Raw genomic sequence first — 17,565 nt, 5'->3', positions numbered from 1 at the left:
GCCCAGATAAAGTGCTGGATGGTGTTTTCCTAACATATTTTTTTATGTTAATTTTATATAATAATAATATATTATAATTTTATTTTAGGGAGAGAAGCAAAATGGGGAGACGAATGGTTCTTTTGTTTCTTTCGTTTTTGATCATTTTAGTAGCTACTCCCATTTATGCGGATAGTGAAGGAAAAAAAACAATTCGTATTGCGGGTGATCGTAATTTTCCACCTTATGAATATATGAGTAAAACAGGTGTTTACTCCGGTTTTAACGTTGATGTGATGAATGCTATCTCTATTCAAACAGGGATTAAATTTGAGTTTGTTCCCCTCCCTTGGAATCAAGCAATTCAAGCATTGCATGATGGAAAAGTGGACGCGATTCAAGGGATGAAATACAGTGCAACGAGGGATCGGGTATATGATTTTTCTAAGTCATATTTTACGAGTGTACAAGCCATATTTGTTCGTAAAGATAATGTTTGGATTCGAGAATTACAAGACTTAAAAAACACCCAAGTCGCAGTACAAAAAGGTGATATTGCACAAGAATTAGTAAAGGTAAATCAAGGTATTCAGTTAGTGGAAGTAAACAGTCAACAAGAAGCGATTACCTTACTTTCCACTGGAAAGGTGGATGCTTTTGTCGGTAATCAAATTACTGGACAATATTTTGCTCAGCTGATGGATAAACAAGACAATATCAAGATTGTAGGTGAACAACTGCATCCAGAGGCATATGGGTTGGCAGTGTTACCAAAAAATAAACAACTTCTTTCTACAATCAATGAAGGAATAGATGCAATTAAAAAAGACGGTACCTATGACAAAATTCAACGTAAATGGTTTGGAAAAGTTATTTTGTCATGGTCTACTTACTTTGACAAATGGTTATTTTGGTTAGAGTTAGCTATCTGGGTCGCGGGTATTTTGTTTATGGGTATCCTATGGTGGAATCGTCAGTTAAAGCGTGAGGTAGGCAAGCGGACAGTGGAGATAGAAAAGATAAATGAGCAGTTGCAAGAAAAAATGTTTATGCTACAAGAAAATCTCTCTTTTCAGCAACAACTTCTAGATAGTGCCTATAGCTGCTTTGTTACGTTAGATCAAAATGGAAAAATAGCCATGTACAATCAAAAGGCACAAGATATATTGCAGGTTCAACCAGAGTGGATAGGAAAATTTTATAAAGATTCACTGGTTGTCTCATTTATTCCTGAAGAGCAAATAAATCAAACTTTTCGTGAAGCGAAGGTTTATTTACAACAAGAAGTTACATGGCACAGAAATGGAGAGAAACGTATCATCTCGTATAGTCTTTTTCCTCACAAAAACCAAACAGGAGAAAGCGTCGGGGTGATTCTAAATTTTTCCGATATCACTCAGCGAAAAGAACTGGAAAGGCAGATGGCAGAAAGCAGCCGCTTACGTGCGCTAGGACAACTGATGCTGGGAATCGCGCATGAAATTCGTAATCCACTTACATCCATTCTGACTTATGCGCAGTTGTTACCAAAAAAAATGGATAACAAAGAGTTTTGTCGTCTCTTTTCGGAGCAGATAACAGATGAGATCACTCGATTAAATGATTTGGTTGATGATCTGCTCAACTATGCGCATCCACGTAAATCTGCACCAACTTCTTTTCCATTTTCTACGCTGGTTAGTAGCATTCTTGTTCTATTGAAGCAACAGTGTTCAGAGAAAAAACTTACAGTGATAGAAGAAATACCGGAAGATTGTTATGTTTATGCGGATCGGCAACAACTCCAACAAATTTTTCTCAATCTTATTATCAATGCGATTCAAGCGCTTCCAGAACAGGGGCAACTGATTATTCGAGCTGAAGATCTAGATTCCCACATAAAGATTGAAGTAAAAGACAATGGTTGTGGAATGGAAGACCAAGATTTGGATCATATTTTTGAACCTTTTTATACAAAGAAAAATGATGGCATCGGATTAGGATTATCCATAACCTATCAACTCGTAAAAGAAAATCATGGTGCGATTCAGGTCACAAGTCAGCTCGATAAAGGTACGACATTTACTTTACTATTTCCACATACATCTACATCAAAGGACGTGATTCCACATGTATCCAGTCATGATTATTGATGATGAAATAGCGATTTGCCAGTCATTGAAATTTGCCTTAGAAGATCGCTATCACGTCTATACTTTTACAGACCCTGAACAAGCGCTCCCGCTATTTAAAAGGATAGATTTTGCGATTGTATTGTTAGATTTAAAGATGGGCGAACACAGTGGTTTGGATATCTTGCAATCCATTAAACGAATTTCACCTAATACCATCATCATTATGATCACAGCATATGGAAGTATACCTTCTTCCGTAGAAGCCATGCACAAAGGGGCTTTTTCTTATGTGACCAAGCCGATTCATTTAGAGGAGCTTATGGTTTTATTAGATCGAGCAGAAGAATATTATCATCTTTCTTCCAAAGTACAATGGCTCTCCGAAGCCTTGGAAAAGGCGCATAACGAACATGGTTTTATAGGAAAAAGCGCAAAAATGCAAGAAGTATTTCGGATGCTGGATAAGATTCGAGAAGTGGATTCCAATGTGCTTATAACAGGGGAGTCTGGTACCGGGAAGGAGCTCGTCGCGAAAATTATCCATTATCAGAGTAGGCGTCATCAGAAGCGATTTCAGACCATCAATTGTGCAGCGATCCCAGAGAGCTTATTAGAATCGGAACTATTTGGTCACGAAAAAGGCTCTTTTACAGGTGCTTTTGAAAAAAAACACGGTTTGCTTTCTGTTGCCGATAAAGGAACAGTTTTTCTGGATGAGATCGGGGAAATGGAGCTAACGTTACAAGGAAAATTACTGCGTGTAATTCAAGAACGCAAAATCACCCCTGTCGGGGGAACAGAGGAAAAGGCTGTTGATTTTCGGTTGATTGCAGCAACCAACCGAGATTTATTAAAAGATGTACAAGATAAACAATTTCGCCAAGATTTGTATTATCGGCTCAATGTTATTCCCATTCACCTTCCAGCTCTAAGAGAACGTAAGGAAGATATCCCTCTCTTAGTTGAGTTTTTTCTTCATAAATTAAGCCATCGGATGGGGAAACCAGTAGAAGGAATTTCTCAAGAAGCTTTGCAAGTTCTCCTGGATTACGCTTATCCAGGAAATGTACGCGAGCTGCAAAATATTATGGAGAGAGCAATTGCTTTAACTTATTCGTCGGTCATTCAAGTATCCGATCTTCCTGAAGAGATGACCAAACAGCAACAAGTTTTTTCCGATCATACCCTCATTCCTATATATGTAGGAGAAAAAATGGAGCAGGTGGAACGTAAGGTAATCCAATATAATCTATCTGCAATGAACGGAAACCGCCGAAAAACCGCGCAATTAATTGGGATCAGCGAACGAAATCTTCGAGATAAACTAAAAAAATATGCGACTGAGTAGGCAAAAATAGCCGGGCGGCAAAATCTGCCGCTTCTTTTATTTCAAAAACCCTTATGTGAAGGGTTTTTTCTTTTGGCACGGTTTTTGCTTCTTTAATAGGGTGACAAACTCTAGGAGGGAAAAGATATGAAATCATTTCGTAAAACGTTATTTATTTTTATTTCACTCGTGCTTGTTTTTACTGTTGCAGGTTGTAATACTAGCCAATCGACACTAGAGAAAGTAAAACAAGACAAAGTTCTCATCGTCGGAACAGATCCTACTTTTCCGCCATTCGAATTTAAGAATGATAAAAAAGAGTACGATGGCTTTGATATTGATATGATTCGTGCTGTTGCCAAAGAGATGGGAATTCCAAAAGTACAGTTTGTGGATACCGAATTCAAAGGTTTGATACCGGGGTTACAAGCGAAGAAATTTGATGCGATCATGTCAGGTATATACAAAACCGATGAACGTGCGAAAGTTATTGGTTTTTCAGACACCTATTATCCTGGCGGACTAGCTATCATGGTCAAAGAAGATAACAACAAAATCAAGAATATCAATGATCTTAAAGGAAAAGAAGTATCGGTTCAAATCGGTACAAAATCGGTGAGTTTCCTCAAAGAAAAATATCCACAAGTAAAAGTAAAAGAAGTAGAAAAGAACTCCGATATGTTTTTGGAATTAGAAAGTAATCGTGTAGAGGCAGTAGTCACAGGTCAACCAGCAGCGAAAGTATACGCAAGAGAAAAAGGTGGAGTAAAAGTACTCGATCAACTGCTTACACATGAAGAGTATGCCATAGGTACAAGAAAAGAAGATGAAGCATTGAATAAAGAATTTAATGCAGCACTAAAGCGTTTGAAAGCTAACGGAGAGTACGCAAAAATCGTGAAAAAATGGTTTGGAGAATAAAACGACAGAGAGTATCAGCTCTCTGTTTTAAAGAAGGGGAGGAAAAAACATGGCATTAGATTTTGGTATTTTATGGCAGGATGGTAATCTACCTCTCTTGCTTCAAGGTTTATGGGTGACAATTCGCATGACGTTTTTAGCTCTTATCCTCAGCTGTTTTATTGGTTTGGTCATTGGTCTTGGCAGCATGTCGAAAGTGAAATGGATTTCAGGGATCAGCGCTACTTATCTTGCATGGTTTCGAGGAACCCCTTTATTGGTACAGTTGATGCTCCTTTACTATGGTTTGGCTATTAGTTTACACATTGATTTTTCTGCGTCTGTTGCAGGGGTATTAGGACTTGGTATGTACAGTGGAGCTTATGTGTCCGAGATTGTGCGTGGAGCTATTCAATCCATAGATCGCGGGCAAATGGAAGCAGGACGCTCCCTTGGTTTGAGTCATTGGCAAACCATGTTTAAAGTCATTCTTCCCCAAGCTATTCGGCGGATGCTACCACCGTTAGCCAACGAATTTATCGCATTGACCAAAAACTCTTCGCTTCTATCTGTCATTACCGTTGCAGAGTTGATGCGGGCAGCAAATACGATTGTTGCTGATAATTACAAGTACTTTGAGATTTATCTCACCATCGCTATTTTTTATTTTGTTGTGAACTTTGTGATCTCCACACTGATTAAAATTTTGGAACGAAAACTAAATGTGGAGGGTGTGCGCTCATGATCGAAATAACAAATTTGGATAAATATTATGGTTCTCATCATGTGCTCAAAGGAATTAACCTATCGATTCAAAAGGGCGAAGTAGTCGTGATTATCGGTCCTAGTGGTTCAGGAAAAAGTACATTACTGCGATGCATGAATTATTTGGAACCGATTCAAAGTGGGCAGATCATGATTGAGAACGAACCGATTGGTATGATCGAACACAATGGAAAACAGCGTGAAATGCCTCAAAAAAACCTCAATAAAATGCGAGAAAAAGTAGGTATGGTTTTTCAAAATTTTAACCTTTTTCCCCATCTTTCTGTGCGAGATAACATTACGCTTTCACCGCTTACGCTTGGAAAGATGAACAAAAATACAGCCAATAAAACAGCATATTCTCTCCTAGCAAAGGTCGGTTTGGCTGATCGTGCTACCGCGTTTCCTGATCAATTATCAGGTGGACAAAAGCAGCGTGTTGCAATTGCTCGTGCTCTAGCGATGAAGCCACATGTCATGTTGTTTGACGAACCAACGTCGGCACTTGATCCAGAGCTCATCGGTGAAGTGCTTGATGCAATGAAAGAACTAGCAAAAGAGGGAATGACGATGATTGTAGTCACTCATGAGATGGGCTTTGCCAAAGAAATGGCAGATCGTGTTGTCGTAATGGATCAAGGACAAATTATTGAAGCAGGTACTCCAGGTGTTATTTTTACAAATCCAGCCCAAGAACGTACCAAAGTTTTCTTGCACAAAGTACTGACACACTCTTAAAAAAAGGAGCATTCAGATGAAGCCAGCTCAACATTTAAACCCACCTGCACTACAATACGCTGGTGGAAAAGGCGATCCTTATGTGACCACTATTGCGGAGTGGATCGAAAAACCAGAAACAAATAATTCTTATGACCTCTGTATTTTTGGAGTTCCATTATCGAAAAGCTCGATCTCATTTTCTGGAGCTCATCTTCATCCGGCGATATTTCGTAAACTTTGGTCTAGTTTTACGACCTACAATTGGGATTTAGATTTCGATTTTACGATGCTTCGTGCTGCAGATTTTGGTGATGTAGCCATGCATGTAACTGATATCGCTACCTGTCATCAAAATATTTTAGAGACGATGCAAGAGGTGACGAAAAATTTTTCTCAAACGTTTCCGATCACTGTTGGTGGGGATCATTCCATCACTGCCCCTCTGGTCAAAGGGAGGAAAGCAGCAAATGGAAAACGCATTGGTATCATACAGTTTGATGCACATCTCGATGTGCGTGATATGGATTATGGCGGCCCTTCCAATGGGACACCAATTCGCAACTTAGTGGAATCAGAAACCGTAAGAGGAGAAGATATTGTAACAATCGGTATTCGTAACTTTGCCAACTCTCGACTCTATCGCAATTACACAGAAGAAAAAGGAATCCAAGTAATCTCACAAAAACAAGTACAGACGAGAGGGATAGAAAGTGTACTTGCAGAAGCAATGGAGTGTTTAGAGTCATGTGAGGAAGTATATGTCACATTTGATTTGGATGTATTGGATCAATATATTGTCCCTGGAGTTCCTGCGATTGGACCACAAGGACTTACAACCGACCAGTTGTTTTCTAGTGCGTATACATTAGGAGCTTGGTCCAAAGTAACTGCGATGGATATGGTGTGTGTGGATCCATCTGTTGACTTTCGCGATGTGACAAGTCGTGTTTCCCTTCATTTATTTTTGCATTTTGTATCAGGACTTGTTCAAAAGAAGAAAAGTTGACATGAACAGCCAATATGTTTTAAATGCCCAGTTCCATAGAAAGATTAACTTATGCGACTCTAACAGTGGGTCGCTATTTTTATAAGCATTTATTGGATGGGGAGTCTGGACAATGGATTTATCATCATTCAGACTAACAATTATGGAACTGTTGGAAATTTACTAGCCATAGAATAATCAACTTTAACTGAGCCTCTTGACTCTTACAATTGCAGCCAATTTTCGATCGCCATTTTTTCAAGTTTAGGCCAGTCATAGTGAATAGGGTCTCCAATATCTACCAGAATGTCGTCGTAAGTATAGTGCTCATTGGCTAAATATCAACGTGATTTTCCGTAAGCATCATTTAATCCTATGGCTTTTGATAAATACGCTGAGTTTTTTATCAAGGAGTTTGTTTTCTGTAACAACTGCATCTTTGAGAAGACCACTCTTTCAGAACTTACTATGAGTGGATAAAATTTCATTTATGAAATGTAAAATGAATGGATTTTAATCATAATAAATAGCGGTCCCTTAGATGTTTTATCCAAGGGACTTTATCAGAAATCCAAAGACTAGTTTACTCTTTTAACTCCTCATGCCATTCCTCAAGATCGTATGCTTCTAGAGCCATTTCTAGATCCTCCTGTTCTTCCTCAGAGAGAGTAGGATCTTTTAGTCTTTCCTGTTTCTTTATACCAAGATTCGTCTAGGGAGGCAATCGATTCTCCTTTTTTTGTCTTCTTGGGTATATCATTGAGGTACTACATGTCTTAATTTCTTAGGTTATTTTTCATATATTCTATGTTCTGATCGATTCCAAATAAACTACTCTTGTTCGTATAAATAGAAAGACTTGTTACATCTAGCTCGGGTTTTTCTATTTAGATTTTGTTATTTTTAGGAGGTTCAACATTGGAAAATTTCGTTAGCAAATTGCATAACTCCAAACAGATCGTTACAATAAGATAGGATCTAGAAAGCAAAGGATATAGGAAAGCATCAATTAAAATCCCTTTCCTGTAATAGATTCATAGTGTTAGTCATAAAAAATGCTATTTGAATGAATGGTAGAGTGATAGACTTCATGTGAGTTATTCCACATAAACGTTATGGGCTTTTTGCTTGAGAATAGAGAGGAGTCTGCTAATATGTTGAAAATAGGATCACATGTATCCTTTTCTGGTAAAGGACTATTAAATGCAGCGGAAGAGGCTGTTTCGTACGGATCTAGTACGTTTATGATCTATACAGGCGCACCACAAAATACCCGGCGAAAAGCAATCGAAAAGCAATTTGTCGAGGAAGGTAAATCGGTCATGACAGAGCACGGAATCAATGAAATTGTTGTTCATGCACCTTATATCATTAACTTAGGTACTTACAAAGATGATAAATTCGAGTTTGCTGTTCGTTTTCTTCAAGAAGAAATTCGTAGGACGAGCTATCTAGGTGTCAAAAATATCGTGCTTCATCCAGGAGCTTTTACGGAGAAAGATGTAGAATATGGTATCAATCGTATAGCAGAAGGGTTAACACTTGTACTTGACGGTGTGAAAGATACAGAAGTGAATATTGCATTGGAGACGATGGCAGGAAAAGGAACAGAAGTAGGTCGTAAATTTGAAGAAATTGCACAAATCATGGACAAAGTAGCAGATAATCGAAAATTGACTGTCTGTATGGATACATGCCACTTACATGAAGCTGGTTATGATATCATTCATGATTTTGACGGGGTGTTAGAGCAATTTGATCAGACGATAGGACTTGATCGTCTTGCAGTTGTGCATTTGAATGACAGCAAAAACTTCAGTGGAGCTGGGAAAGATCGCCACGCCCCAGTGGGTGCAGGATTGATTGGTTTTGAAGCGATAAGCTATATCGTCAACCATGAAAAAATTCGTCATCTCCCACTTGTCTTGGAGACACCATGGATTAGCAAAGAAAAAGGCAAAGAACGTCCGATGTATGCAGCAGAGATTGCTTTGTTGCAAGGCGATGTAGAAAGTCGCTTGGGAGGAGACTTCTTAGATCATGTAGAGCGTTTGGAGTTCTTCTTCCGCAAACATGAAGTAGACCCTCGAGATTTTGTCGTCAAAACATGGGAAGTTTTAAAAACAGATGCCAAAGCGAAGAAAGAAGACGGTCGTGAGCCGATCGAGCGTTTGTATGACATGGTGAAGGAAGAAAGATTGCTAACTCAGTTGAGTGAAGAAGAAGTGAATCACCGCTTGGTAGGGTGGTTTGCGAGTAAACAGATACTACACAGTTAAAACACAAAAGAGAAAAGTGTATATAGTACGAAAAAAATTCAGATCAAAGATATGATCTGAATTTTTTTGTACATTTTTAGTTTGTTGGGAAAAGAAGCGAAAAACCATGTCTTTTGACCATGGTCTTGTGAATTACTCATCGTATGATGCAACGCAATTAGAAGCAAAAGCTCCTTTAAGGTAATATACACGGGAAACTATAAGTTTATGATATAGAAGAGGATGATGAAATCAGGGTACCCTCAGAAATACTGTATGCTGATAAGGAACTGGGTGAAGTTCTTTTTATAGACTCTGAACAAGAGCTTGTACATTGTAAATTTACCTCTATAAAAAGAACAGTTGATTTTAATTGCAAGCAGTATACTAGCGTCTTGAAAAATACAAAGTTATGTAGATTCTTTCATGTCAATCCTGAACTAAAATTGACTCAAGGCAATGAAAAGCGAATTTAAAAATAGGAAAACTACTCTACATTAAGTTTTATTGTTTTGTATGTGATGAATATCACTTTGGGTACGAATGTAAAGAAATAACCAAAGGAGAACTTGATGTTCTCTACTATCATACAAATCCTAGTTTTATCTGTGGTGCACTTTTAAATAATATGCTTTTGAGTATTGGATGCGATTTTTGTTTAAGTAAGGAGAAATTGTATCCTTTTTTCAATAATAAAGATATTTATTGGATTTGCGAGGAATATAAATACAATTGTAAAATTTCCTTGGTGTACCTTTGGGCTAAATTAGAAGAAGTACCCATTCGTAAAAAATTAGAAAACAAATTTAAAGGGGAAATGACTTGAGTATTTAAAGTTAATATTACGATTCTGTATGATGTGAACTAGGGCCATCGACTGAAGGATAACTGGAATTGGGTAAATATAGCATGACAGGGTGGCTGCTCTAGTCCACAGGATTATTACCATTTCTTGGTCAAATTAGGGTTCGTCGTTCGGATGCTGGTTCTGGCTAGTTGTCTCTATATGAATATTCCTTTACTATAAATATAACTATATATATTTCATTTTACATAAGGATGGATTAGATGCGTATTCATACAAAAAATATTATTGAAGCACCAATTCAATTCGTATATGAGCACATGTACAGTAATGAAGTACAAAAAGAAGGATATGGATCTATGTTTGTTTCCTTAACAAAAAATGGGATACAAGCAGGCAGTACATGGATTTTAGAAGTAAAACAATCCTTTCTTTTTCCTAGAACAAAGAAAACAACAATTCAATTAGTAGAAACAGAAGCACCTACCATGTATCGAACCATTTATAAACAATATGGGTTTCAAGTTGATTGTATGGATCGCTTGAAACAAACAGATCAAGGAACAATTATTATCGAAGAAGCAGATTATAAAAGTAATAATGTTGCGACTCTTCTGGTTCTTCCTTTTGTATATCCGCTTCTCCAGTTTGTTCATAAAATAATAACAAAAAAAGCTTCCAAAAAACTAAACGAGATATACCAGCGATCCATCACTTCATAGGCGCGGATGCTGGTTCTAGGCCTCATAAGGGGTATGACAACCATTCATAAAATATCGGGCCATTTCCCCTCAGCTCATAAATGAACTAGGTACGTTAGCATTAGCGGACATGGAAAATAGCCTATCTTTTTTACCTTATCGGATATGAACAGCCATGATTTTATTCATTTTATATCCGATATTGTCTATTAGCGGATATCTTTAAGCATCTAATTTGGAAGTTATTTGCATATGGCCCCATATTTCGCTTTTGGTTGCCACACCCCAAATAGGTTTGAATCATACCTGTAACCTATTTCCATTTGTCATAGTGTTTAGTATAATAAATGCAATCTATTGGAACTACTTTTCAGGGAGCCACTATGGCTGAAAAGCCTGCTCTTCGCCTCCGTCTTGGTATCTCCAACCTCGGAGAGGAAGGATGGAGTATCCATCCTCAACTTGACAACGACTTTTTTTCGGGAGCCTGCCCCTTTTTGCTAATGGGTACCTTTCCTCAGATCCGATGGGGATGGACCTCAGAGCAAATTGTGCACAGCATTCTCAGTCTCGAGGGGGACGAATCTCCCGAAGAAAAAGAGTACTATCTGCGACAGCTCAACGAGGAATCCACTAAAGAAGAGAGGCAGATGCAATCGGCGATCAACTCCACTTGGATTAAGCTCCAAGAAATAGTCGATTCTCTTACACGAGTCCGCTCTGACAATCTGTCTTTCAAGCAAGCTCATGAGAAGATCGGGGAGCTCATGATGCGCATTGAAGAAGCTCATAAGCCGATCGACCAGGCTTGGGAAGTAGTTTGGAAGAAGTTTCTTCGGGACAATCCGAATTACAATGGCGAGTACTGGCCGACCTGGGAAGAGTTCGTAGATAGCCGCCCGGAGTAATGAACGGGCACCTCTGGTTCTGGTGTGTGATAACTCTTGTGAGTTGACCCTGCCAGAACCAGAGCATGAAATAATAATTTGGATATAGATGAAAAAAGGACCATTGACATGGTTCTTTTGTATTTTCAGATATCTGAAGCACAATGCAGATTCGTGACCAGCAGACTTGGGACGAGCGTATTCGGAAGAACGTCAACGATGAAGGCGAGACATACTGTAGTGTTATCGTTGACTTCGCTGAACGTTGGACAGACCTCATGGAGGCAAAGATGGCCTCCGGTGCCCGACTCGAGGACATCGCCAAGGAAACCCGAAAGCAGGATAACACTGGACTCTTCGGTTTTCAGTATTATTTTGGGCTCCTGGTAGATTGCTGGGAACACGGAGAGGCGCTTCTCCAGTGGTCCAACTCGGGGAGCCAGACTGGCATGGAGCGAGGGAATCTCGGGATCACCGTGAAGAAAATCATGCGCGATTGGCTCCGGCTGATGCTGGTAATCGGTGTGATTACCCTGCCCGGTCAAGCCTTCAGTAAGTGGTACTTCCACGACGAACCGAGAATGACTGGCATCTGCTCTACGGTATGGTTCTGCATCTGCGCAATCGCATGGGTTTCCGGGTTCGCAGGGAAGTTCATCCTCAAATTCCATAGCTCGATGCTCGTCCGATGGACGACAGTCGCTGGTATGGTCTTTCTCTGGTGGTACCTGTTGTACGACTGATCTTGTGACCCTTCAAGGGTCACACCCCTCTGGTTGGTCAAGTCGATAAAGACGACTGACTCAGGGGGACTTGTTTTTTGAAAATTATAATTGCAAAATGAACATAAAAATGAATATTTGTTCATCCTATAACACCCAACATTAAACCATGACACAGTGGCAGCTTGATGGAGGTTAAGCGCGACGGAGATACTCTCGTAGTAGATGGAGTTGAATCCACGAAGACTGAATGGCCGACTACAATCGAGGTCGAACGACGCTACTTTTCTTAAAGCATTTTCTCGTGAGATGTAGGAGGGGGTCGTCATCTTCCCATCAGTGCTGACTTCTGGGAGTACATAAATGAACATCACACACTCATTGATGAAAGCGTAACCGTAAACATCACGATGCGCATCAATATTACTCCTGTATGTTCTTTTGTTTGCATTTCCATTATGATGAATACCTCCTGTAAAAAACGCTAGGGAAATCCCTAGCGAAATAGGCTGTAAGAACTTTTCCATGGCATTTCAACGAAAACGACGAAAGAAATCTCGTAAGTCTTCTGTTAACAAATCAGGAACCTCCATTGCCGCGAAGTGTCCACCATGATCAAACTCTGTCCAATGAACGATATCATACTGACTTTCAACAAGCTGACGTACAGGTAAAGCTAAATCGTATGGAAAAACTGCCACTCCCATTGGTACTGGGCAGGGCATCGGGCGTCTCTTCGATTGGGCATTCTCATAATAAGAACGAGCTGATGATCCAGCAGTTCCTGTGATCCAATAAATCATCACGTTAGTAAGTAGACGATCGATTCCAATAGGACAAGCTGGATCAACCCATTCCCTAAATTTCTCTGCGATCCAGGCTAGTTGTCCGACAGGTGAGTCGGTCAGCGCATAGGAAAGTGTTTGTGGTCTCGTTGACTGAAGTACCATGTAACCAGCAGGAGAAGCTAAGTAACATTTTAACTGTGTAATTCTATCCTCTTCTTCTTTCGACAGATTACTGAGTTTATCATTTGGTTTTGGTATAGCAAATAGGTAGTTGAGATGGACACCACAGACATGTTCCGGATCGACCGCACCTAAGGTACGAGAAATTGCTGAACCCAAATCTCCTCCCTGTGTTCCATATCGATCATAACCTAACCGTTTCATCAGCTCAGCCCAAGCACGAGCAGTCCGTTTTATATCCCAACCCTTTTCAGGAGTGGGACCGGAAAAACCAAATCCGGGAATCGATGGAATTACCACATGAAAAGCGTTGGCAGGATCTTCACCATAAGATCGTGGATCGGTTAATGGGCCAATGATATCAAGAAATTCTACGATGGAACCCGGCCAGCCATGGGTAAGTATAAGTGGAAATGCATTCTTTTCGGGCGACCGAACATGCAAGAAATGTATATTTGCACCATCAATCGTTGTGGTGAATTGAGGAAACTCATTTAACTGAGTTTCTTGTTTACGCCAGTCATATGAGGTACGCCAGTACTCCACTAATTCCTTCATATATCCGAGCGGAACACCATCATTTCCTTCCACATCAGGTAACTCAACAGGCCAACGAATTTGGGTCAGGCGAGCTTTCAAATCATCTAGATCACTTTGGGGAATCGAGATGCGAAACGGACGGATCAAAGTGTCACTGTTACTCATATTGTTACCTATAAAGTCTTGTTTTGACGTATTCATCTTTTATCGGCTCCTTCGATAATGGTTGATTAGTAAACTATATGAAAAACATAGCGTTTTTTGTTGATTAGTCAACTGAAAATGTCGTAAAAAAAATTATTAAGTGCCCAAATTTCTCATTCGTCTCCTTTTATTTCATCCAGTGCATTCATAGTCATCTTTTTTATCTTTTGGACTAAGTCATCCGCTTCTGCTGTCGTTAAGCTGGATGAAATCGTTTGAGTTCAATAATTCAGTTTGGTTTTAATAAAATTGCGCATCTCAAATCCTTTAGCAGTTAATGTGACCAAATACGCTCTGCTGTCATTTGGATCTCGGGATCTTTTTACATAACCGAGCTTTTCAAGTCGTCCAATTGCACACGCTGCAGCAGCTTTGTTAATAAATAGATTGGCGGACAGCCTCTCTTGAGAAATACCATCTTTTTCATACAGATTAACCAAAAGAATGTATTCAGATGAGTTAATATTGTAATCTTTTAACTCTCTGTTCTGGTAAATTTTTGAAATTGACGATGTAGCCACGGAAATCCACCTAACGATGCTTTCTTTTTCCATAAGTATGCTCCTATTCATATAGTGTACTAGTCAACCATATGAAAGAATATACCATCCATTAAGTTGAATATTCAACTAAAACTGGAATTATTTCGTTAAAAGCAGAAATCCTTTTCGTATCCTAATCGTCGAGAAGCGTATTCAATAAGTTCTATGTTTCTGTACACAACAAATGAAACAGGAGAATCAAACGATTCCTCCTTTTTTTGTGTACAAAAACTCTGTAAAATCATGTACGTTCAGTTTAATATAGCAAATTTGCTCAAATTCTCATCTCAGAAGGCATACCACTAAAGAAAACATCTATTCTTCATTGTTTGGAAATAAATGGATTGGAGATTACGAGAAACAATGGATGTCCATAAAAAACGTTTGCTATTTTCTATGACGATAACCATCAGATCCTGATGAGAAAATCAGGGCTTTCCCTGCGTAGCTCTGTCTTTGAAAACTTTCAAGATATTATGGATTCAATTCACCAACATCGTTATCGCCTTGTGCGAGGAGCAAGAAAACTTCTTGAAACCGTTCGCGATCAAAGACATCCTATGATTCTTTATACTCGTGGTGATCAACAAATTCAAGAAAATATAATACATCAAACAAAAATCTCAACTTTTTTCCAAAAAATCTATATCACCAAAAGAAAAACCTCATCCCATTTACAACAAATATTAGATGAAATGAATTTCGATCCTACTCAAAGCTGGATGATAGGAGATGAAATTCTTACAGATGTAAATCATGCTCTTGAATGCGGAATGAATGTGATGAGAGTTTGGGGATATCACAATTATGAACCTGCTGAACTGCCAGCATCTCCAAAAATCATCAATGTGCTATTTCTAAATCACCTAATGCCTCATTTTTCACTTTTACAAAAAGAAACAATGAGTATAAAAAGTAACGTTTTCAGAAGAGAGAGGAGAGATTTCCCCTGACCGACGAAGATCAAGTAAAACAAGAGATTATTCACTTTCTCGAAAAACATTTCCCTTTTGTAATTACAGATTCTTTGTCAATTAACAGAGGTTATAGAAATCATAAATAGACTATGTTGACAACTAAGGGAAAAAGATTCTTTATAAAACATTACCATCCCAATCGGTTCTCTCTTTCCAAACTAACTTCTAAACCCTTCATGAGTGAGTGATAAGTAAATATAGAACGAAAAACCACAATCAGGTTGACCATGGTTTTTCAAATGGAATTCTTACTATAATAGAGCTTGTTGCTTATTCCTTACAAAAGCGAAGATGCTCGCGGATGAGAGTCTTTTGTAGGTTAGGGGCGGCAGACGTAGAAAAGATAGCACAACTTGCCACGATAGTGAGATAGTGCAACTTGTGACAAAGGTGTGCAAGCATCAAGCGACTACCTAACATGTTTAAACTTTATTTATGCAATAACCCTATAATATACAAAAGCCAAATGGCGAAGAAAATGCAATTCTTTAACATTCTTAAAGTATATTTTAATAATAGTGCTTAGAACTTTCTGTTCTTTTTGTATAGATAGCTTATTCCTACAATGATAGCAATGCCAACAAAAATTAACAACGGCCCCTTTATATTGTGTTCAGGAGATTCTACAATCGATTGACCACCTAGCAATAAGGAAAAGATCCCCAATGAAATATAAGAAACTATAAAAAAACGACTAGAATGCTGAAAATATATGTTTAGAATTGTTGTAACGAGAAGAACGCAACCAAGTGCCAGATCCCACCAATCACCAGATTTGAAGCCTCTAATAAAGTACATAGTTGCCACTATTGGAAAAAGGATTAAATAAGTTTTTGAATGAGTTTTTTCTTTTGTTTTTTTGATTTTTTTTATAGGAGTCTTCACGTGACTCTCCTTGGTCACTACTCGTCAAAACCATTATGTACTCCAACTTATATAGTCGAGATTCCATTAGAGATGATTTTTGCACTAGTTTCATAAGTCGAGCATAGGAATCCGACAATTTTAAACCAATGTTATCTAATTGACTATCAAAATCAGCTATAGTTTGTGCGTTTAATTTACTTAAATAATAGTAAAGACGGTATTCTCTTTCGGCATCAAAAATCCGCCATTTTATTTTATTCTCTTCTAGAGCGAAAAGAGGCATGGAAGAATGTATCTTTTTTTCGATATCCCCTTTCGTAATGAGGGAAAGATGTTTAGAAGAATGTATCATTTTTTCGATTTCATTTGTTACTGCTGTAAACAATTTTTGCACTCCATTATCAAAAGAAGATTTCTTAGTAGAGGACATCTTCTGTAATTTTTCATAAAGAAGGTTTCCACGTTGAGCTAAAAAATATAAACCTATGTTTTCTAGGGGTAATTTCATGCGAAGTCCAAACTCTAAGGACTTACCTGAAATTTCTTTCTCGTTGCTATCATTGTTATTCTCCATATATATGCCCCTTAAATGTGAATATCAAAATTAATTATAACTTTCAAAAAAGTGAATGTAAATAAATGACTATCGAGATGTTTTGCATCTCATAAGTGTTTGTTATAAGGGAGCATTACTGTAATATAATGCTTTTTTGTATTCATGGAATACAAAAAAATAAAAAAGGATTGACAGGACACCAAAAGGTTTCCTATAATATAAACAGACACTATATGGTGTCCTTTTAGAGGGAATCAAAACTTGTAAAGCGTTATAACAAACTAGAAATGATATTTTATTTTCATTAACAATTAAAGGATGCGATCAAACGATGAAGACAAAAGGAAAAACAATTGCTTATTGGATAGTTACCGTACTACTCGCAATATCCATTACATTAAGCGGCATGGGTCAACTGATGAAACTTGGAGGAAATATCGAGTTAGTGGAGAGTATTGGTTACCCGTTATACATCATGAATATTCTTGGAGTTTGGAAAATACTTGGAGTTATCGCAATTATCGTTCCAGGATTTCCCCGGCTAAAAGAATGGGCTTACGCTGGTATCTTCTTTTTAATGACTGGTGCAGCTTTATCTCATGTGTTTGCTAACGATTATGGTGATTATGGTTTTCATATTATCTTGCCTCTTTTTTATGCTGCACTTAATATCGCTTCGTGGGCGCTGAGACCCCAAAGCCGCCTTTTAGGAAGTTTGCTTGGTACTGAAAAACATGCGTAAAACAAA

15 protein-coding genes are annotated in these 17,565 nt (G+C 38.4%); 12 read left to right on the top strand and 3 right to left on the bottom strand.

Annotation, left to right across the window (positions count from 1 at the left end):
* The first annotated feature begins 101 nt into the window (after positions 1-101).
* The 10 genes from GSM42_RS06050 (at position 102) to GSM42_RS06005 (ending at position 12,184) form a co-directional block, all read left to right on the top strand.
* A complete protein-coding gene (locus GSM42_RS06050; RefSeq protein WP_160800656.1) occupies positions 102-2,111 on the top strand; it encodes a transporter substrate-binding domain-containing protein in 2,010 nt (669 codons plus the stop codon).
* Positions 2,089-3,441, top strand: coding sequence for a sigma-54-dependent transcriptional regulator (locus tag GSM42_RS06045; protein WP_160800655.1), 1,353 nt, complete (start codon positions 2,089-2,091; stop codon positions 3,439-3,441). Before GSM42_RS06050 ends, GSM42_RS06045 begins: the two co-directional genes overlap by 23 nt.
* Before the next feature lie 126 nt (positions 3,442-3,567).
* Positions 3,568-4,341 (top strand): transporter substrate-binding domain-containing protein, encoded by a 774-nt coding sequence (locus tag GSM42_RS06040; protein ID WP_160800654.1) that lies wholly within the window; start codon positions 3,568-3,570, stop codon positions 4,339-4,341.
* A gap of 49 nt (positions 4,342-4,390) precedes the next feature.
* Positions 4,391-5,065 (top strand): amino acid ABC transporter permease, encoded by a 675-nt coding sequence (locus GSM42_RS06035; protein WP_160800653.1) that lies wholly within the window; start codon positions 4,391-4,393, stop codon positions 5,063-5,065.
* Complete coding sequence (locus tag GSM42_RS06030; protein ID WP_160800652.1) at positions 5,062-5,823, top strand: amino acid ABC transporter ATP-binding protein; 762 nt, start codon at positions 5,062-5,064, stop codon at positions 5,821-5,823. The genes GSM42_RS06035 and GSM42_RS06030 overlap by 4 nt, the downstream gene beginning before the upstream one ends.
* Positions 5,824-5,839: 16 nt before the next feature.
* Complete coding sequence (locus GSM42_RS06025; protein ID WP_160800651.1) at positions 5,840-6,811, top strand: agmatinase family protein; 972 nt, start codon at positions 5,840-5,842, stop codon at positions 6,809-6,811.
* Between the two features lie 1,133 nt (positions 6,812-7,944).
* The gene (locus tag GSM42_RS06020) at positions 7,945-9,069 is read left to right on the top strand and encodes a deoxyribonuclease IV (protein ID WP_160800650.1); all 1,125 of its coding nucleotides are present in this window, start codon (positions 7,945-7,947) and stop codon (positions 9,067-9,069) included.
* A gap of 1,047 nt (positions 9,070-10,116) precedes the next feature.
* Complete coding sequence (locus tag GSM42_RS06015; protein ID WP_160800649.1) at positions 10,117-10,575, top strand: hypothetical protein; 459 nt, start codon at positions 10,117-10,119, stop codon at positions 10,573-10,575.
* A gap of 362 nt (positions 10,576-10,937) precedes the next feature.
* Complete coding sequence (locus GSM42_RS06010; RefSeq protein ID WP_160800648.1) at positions 10,938-11,462, top strand: hypothetical protein; 525 nt, start codon at positions 10,938-10,940, stop codon at positions 11,460-11,462.
* 143 nt (positions 11,463-11,605) lie between these two features.
* Positions 11,606-12,184, top strand: coding sequence for a hypothetical protein (locus tag GSM42_RS06005; protein WP_160800647.1), 579 nt, complete (start codon positions 11,606-11,608; stop codon positions 12,182-12,184).
* 512 nt (positions 12,185-12,696) lie between these two features.
* Here GSM42_RS06005 and GSM42_RS06000 read toward each other — a convergent pair.
* Together GSM42_RS06000 and GSM42_RS05995 are read right to left on the bottom strand one after the other, a co-directional pair.
* Positions 12,697-13,872: an epoxide hydrolase family protein gene (locus tag GSM42_RS06000; protein WP_237446493.1), complete on the bottom strand. Its 1,176-nt coding sequence runs from the start codon at positions 13,870-13,872 to the stop codon at positions 12,697-12,699.
* Between the two features lie 224 nt (positions 13,873-14,096).
* Positions 14,097-14,429 (bottom strand): MarR family winged helix-turn-helix transcriptional regulator, encoded by a 333-nt coding sequence (locus tag GSM42_RS05995; protein ID WP_160800646.1) that lies wholly within the window; start codon positions 14,427-14,429, stop codon positions 14,097-14,099.
* A gap of 407 nt (positions 14,430-14,836) precedes the next feature.
* Here GSM42_RS05995 and GSM42_RS05990 point away from each other — a divergent pair, with 407 nt between their 5' ends.
* Entirely contained in the window at positions 14,837-15,370 is a 534-nt protein-coding gene (locus GSM42_RS05990) for an HAD family hydrolase (protein ID WP_160800645.1), read from the top strand.
* Positions 15,371-16,178: 808 nt separating this feature from the next.
* Here the strand turns inward: GSM42_RS05990 and GSM42_RS05985 are convergent.
* The gene (locus GSM42_RS05985; protein WP_160800644.1) at positions 16,179-16,835 is read right to left on the bottom strand and encodes a hypothetical protein; all 657 of its coding nucleotides are present in this window, start codon (positions 16,833-16,835) and stop codon (positions 16,179-16,181) included.
* A gap of 313 nt (positions 16,836-17,148) precedes the next feature.
* Between GSM42_RS05985 and GSM42_RS05980 the strand changes: the two genes are divergently transcribed.
* Positions 17,149-17,559: a DoxX family protein gene (locus tag GSM42_RS05980; RefSeq protein ID WP_160800643.1), complete on the top strand. Its 411-nt coding sequence runs from the start codon at positions 17,149-17,151 to the stop codon at positions 17,557-17,559.
* Positions 17,560-17,565 lie beyond the last annotated feature (6 nt).

The sequence above is a fragment of the Shimazuella alba genome (assembly GCF_009831235.1).
Lineage (GTDB): Bacteria > Bacillota > Bacilli > Thermoactinomycetales > Thermoactinomycetaceae > Shimazuella > Shimazuella alba.
Note: the sequence above shows the minus strand (reverse complement) of the source record. Positions and strands in the feature narration are given on the sequence as shown.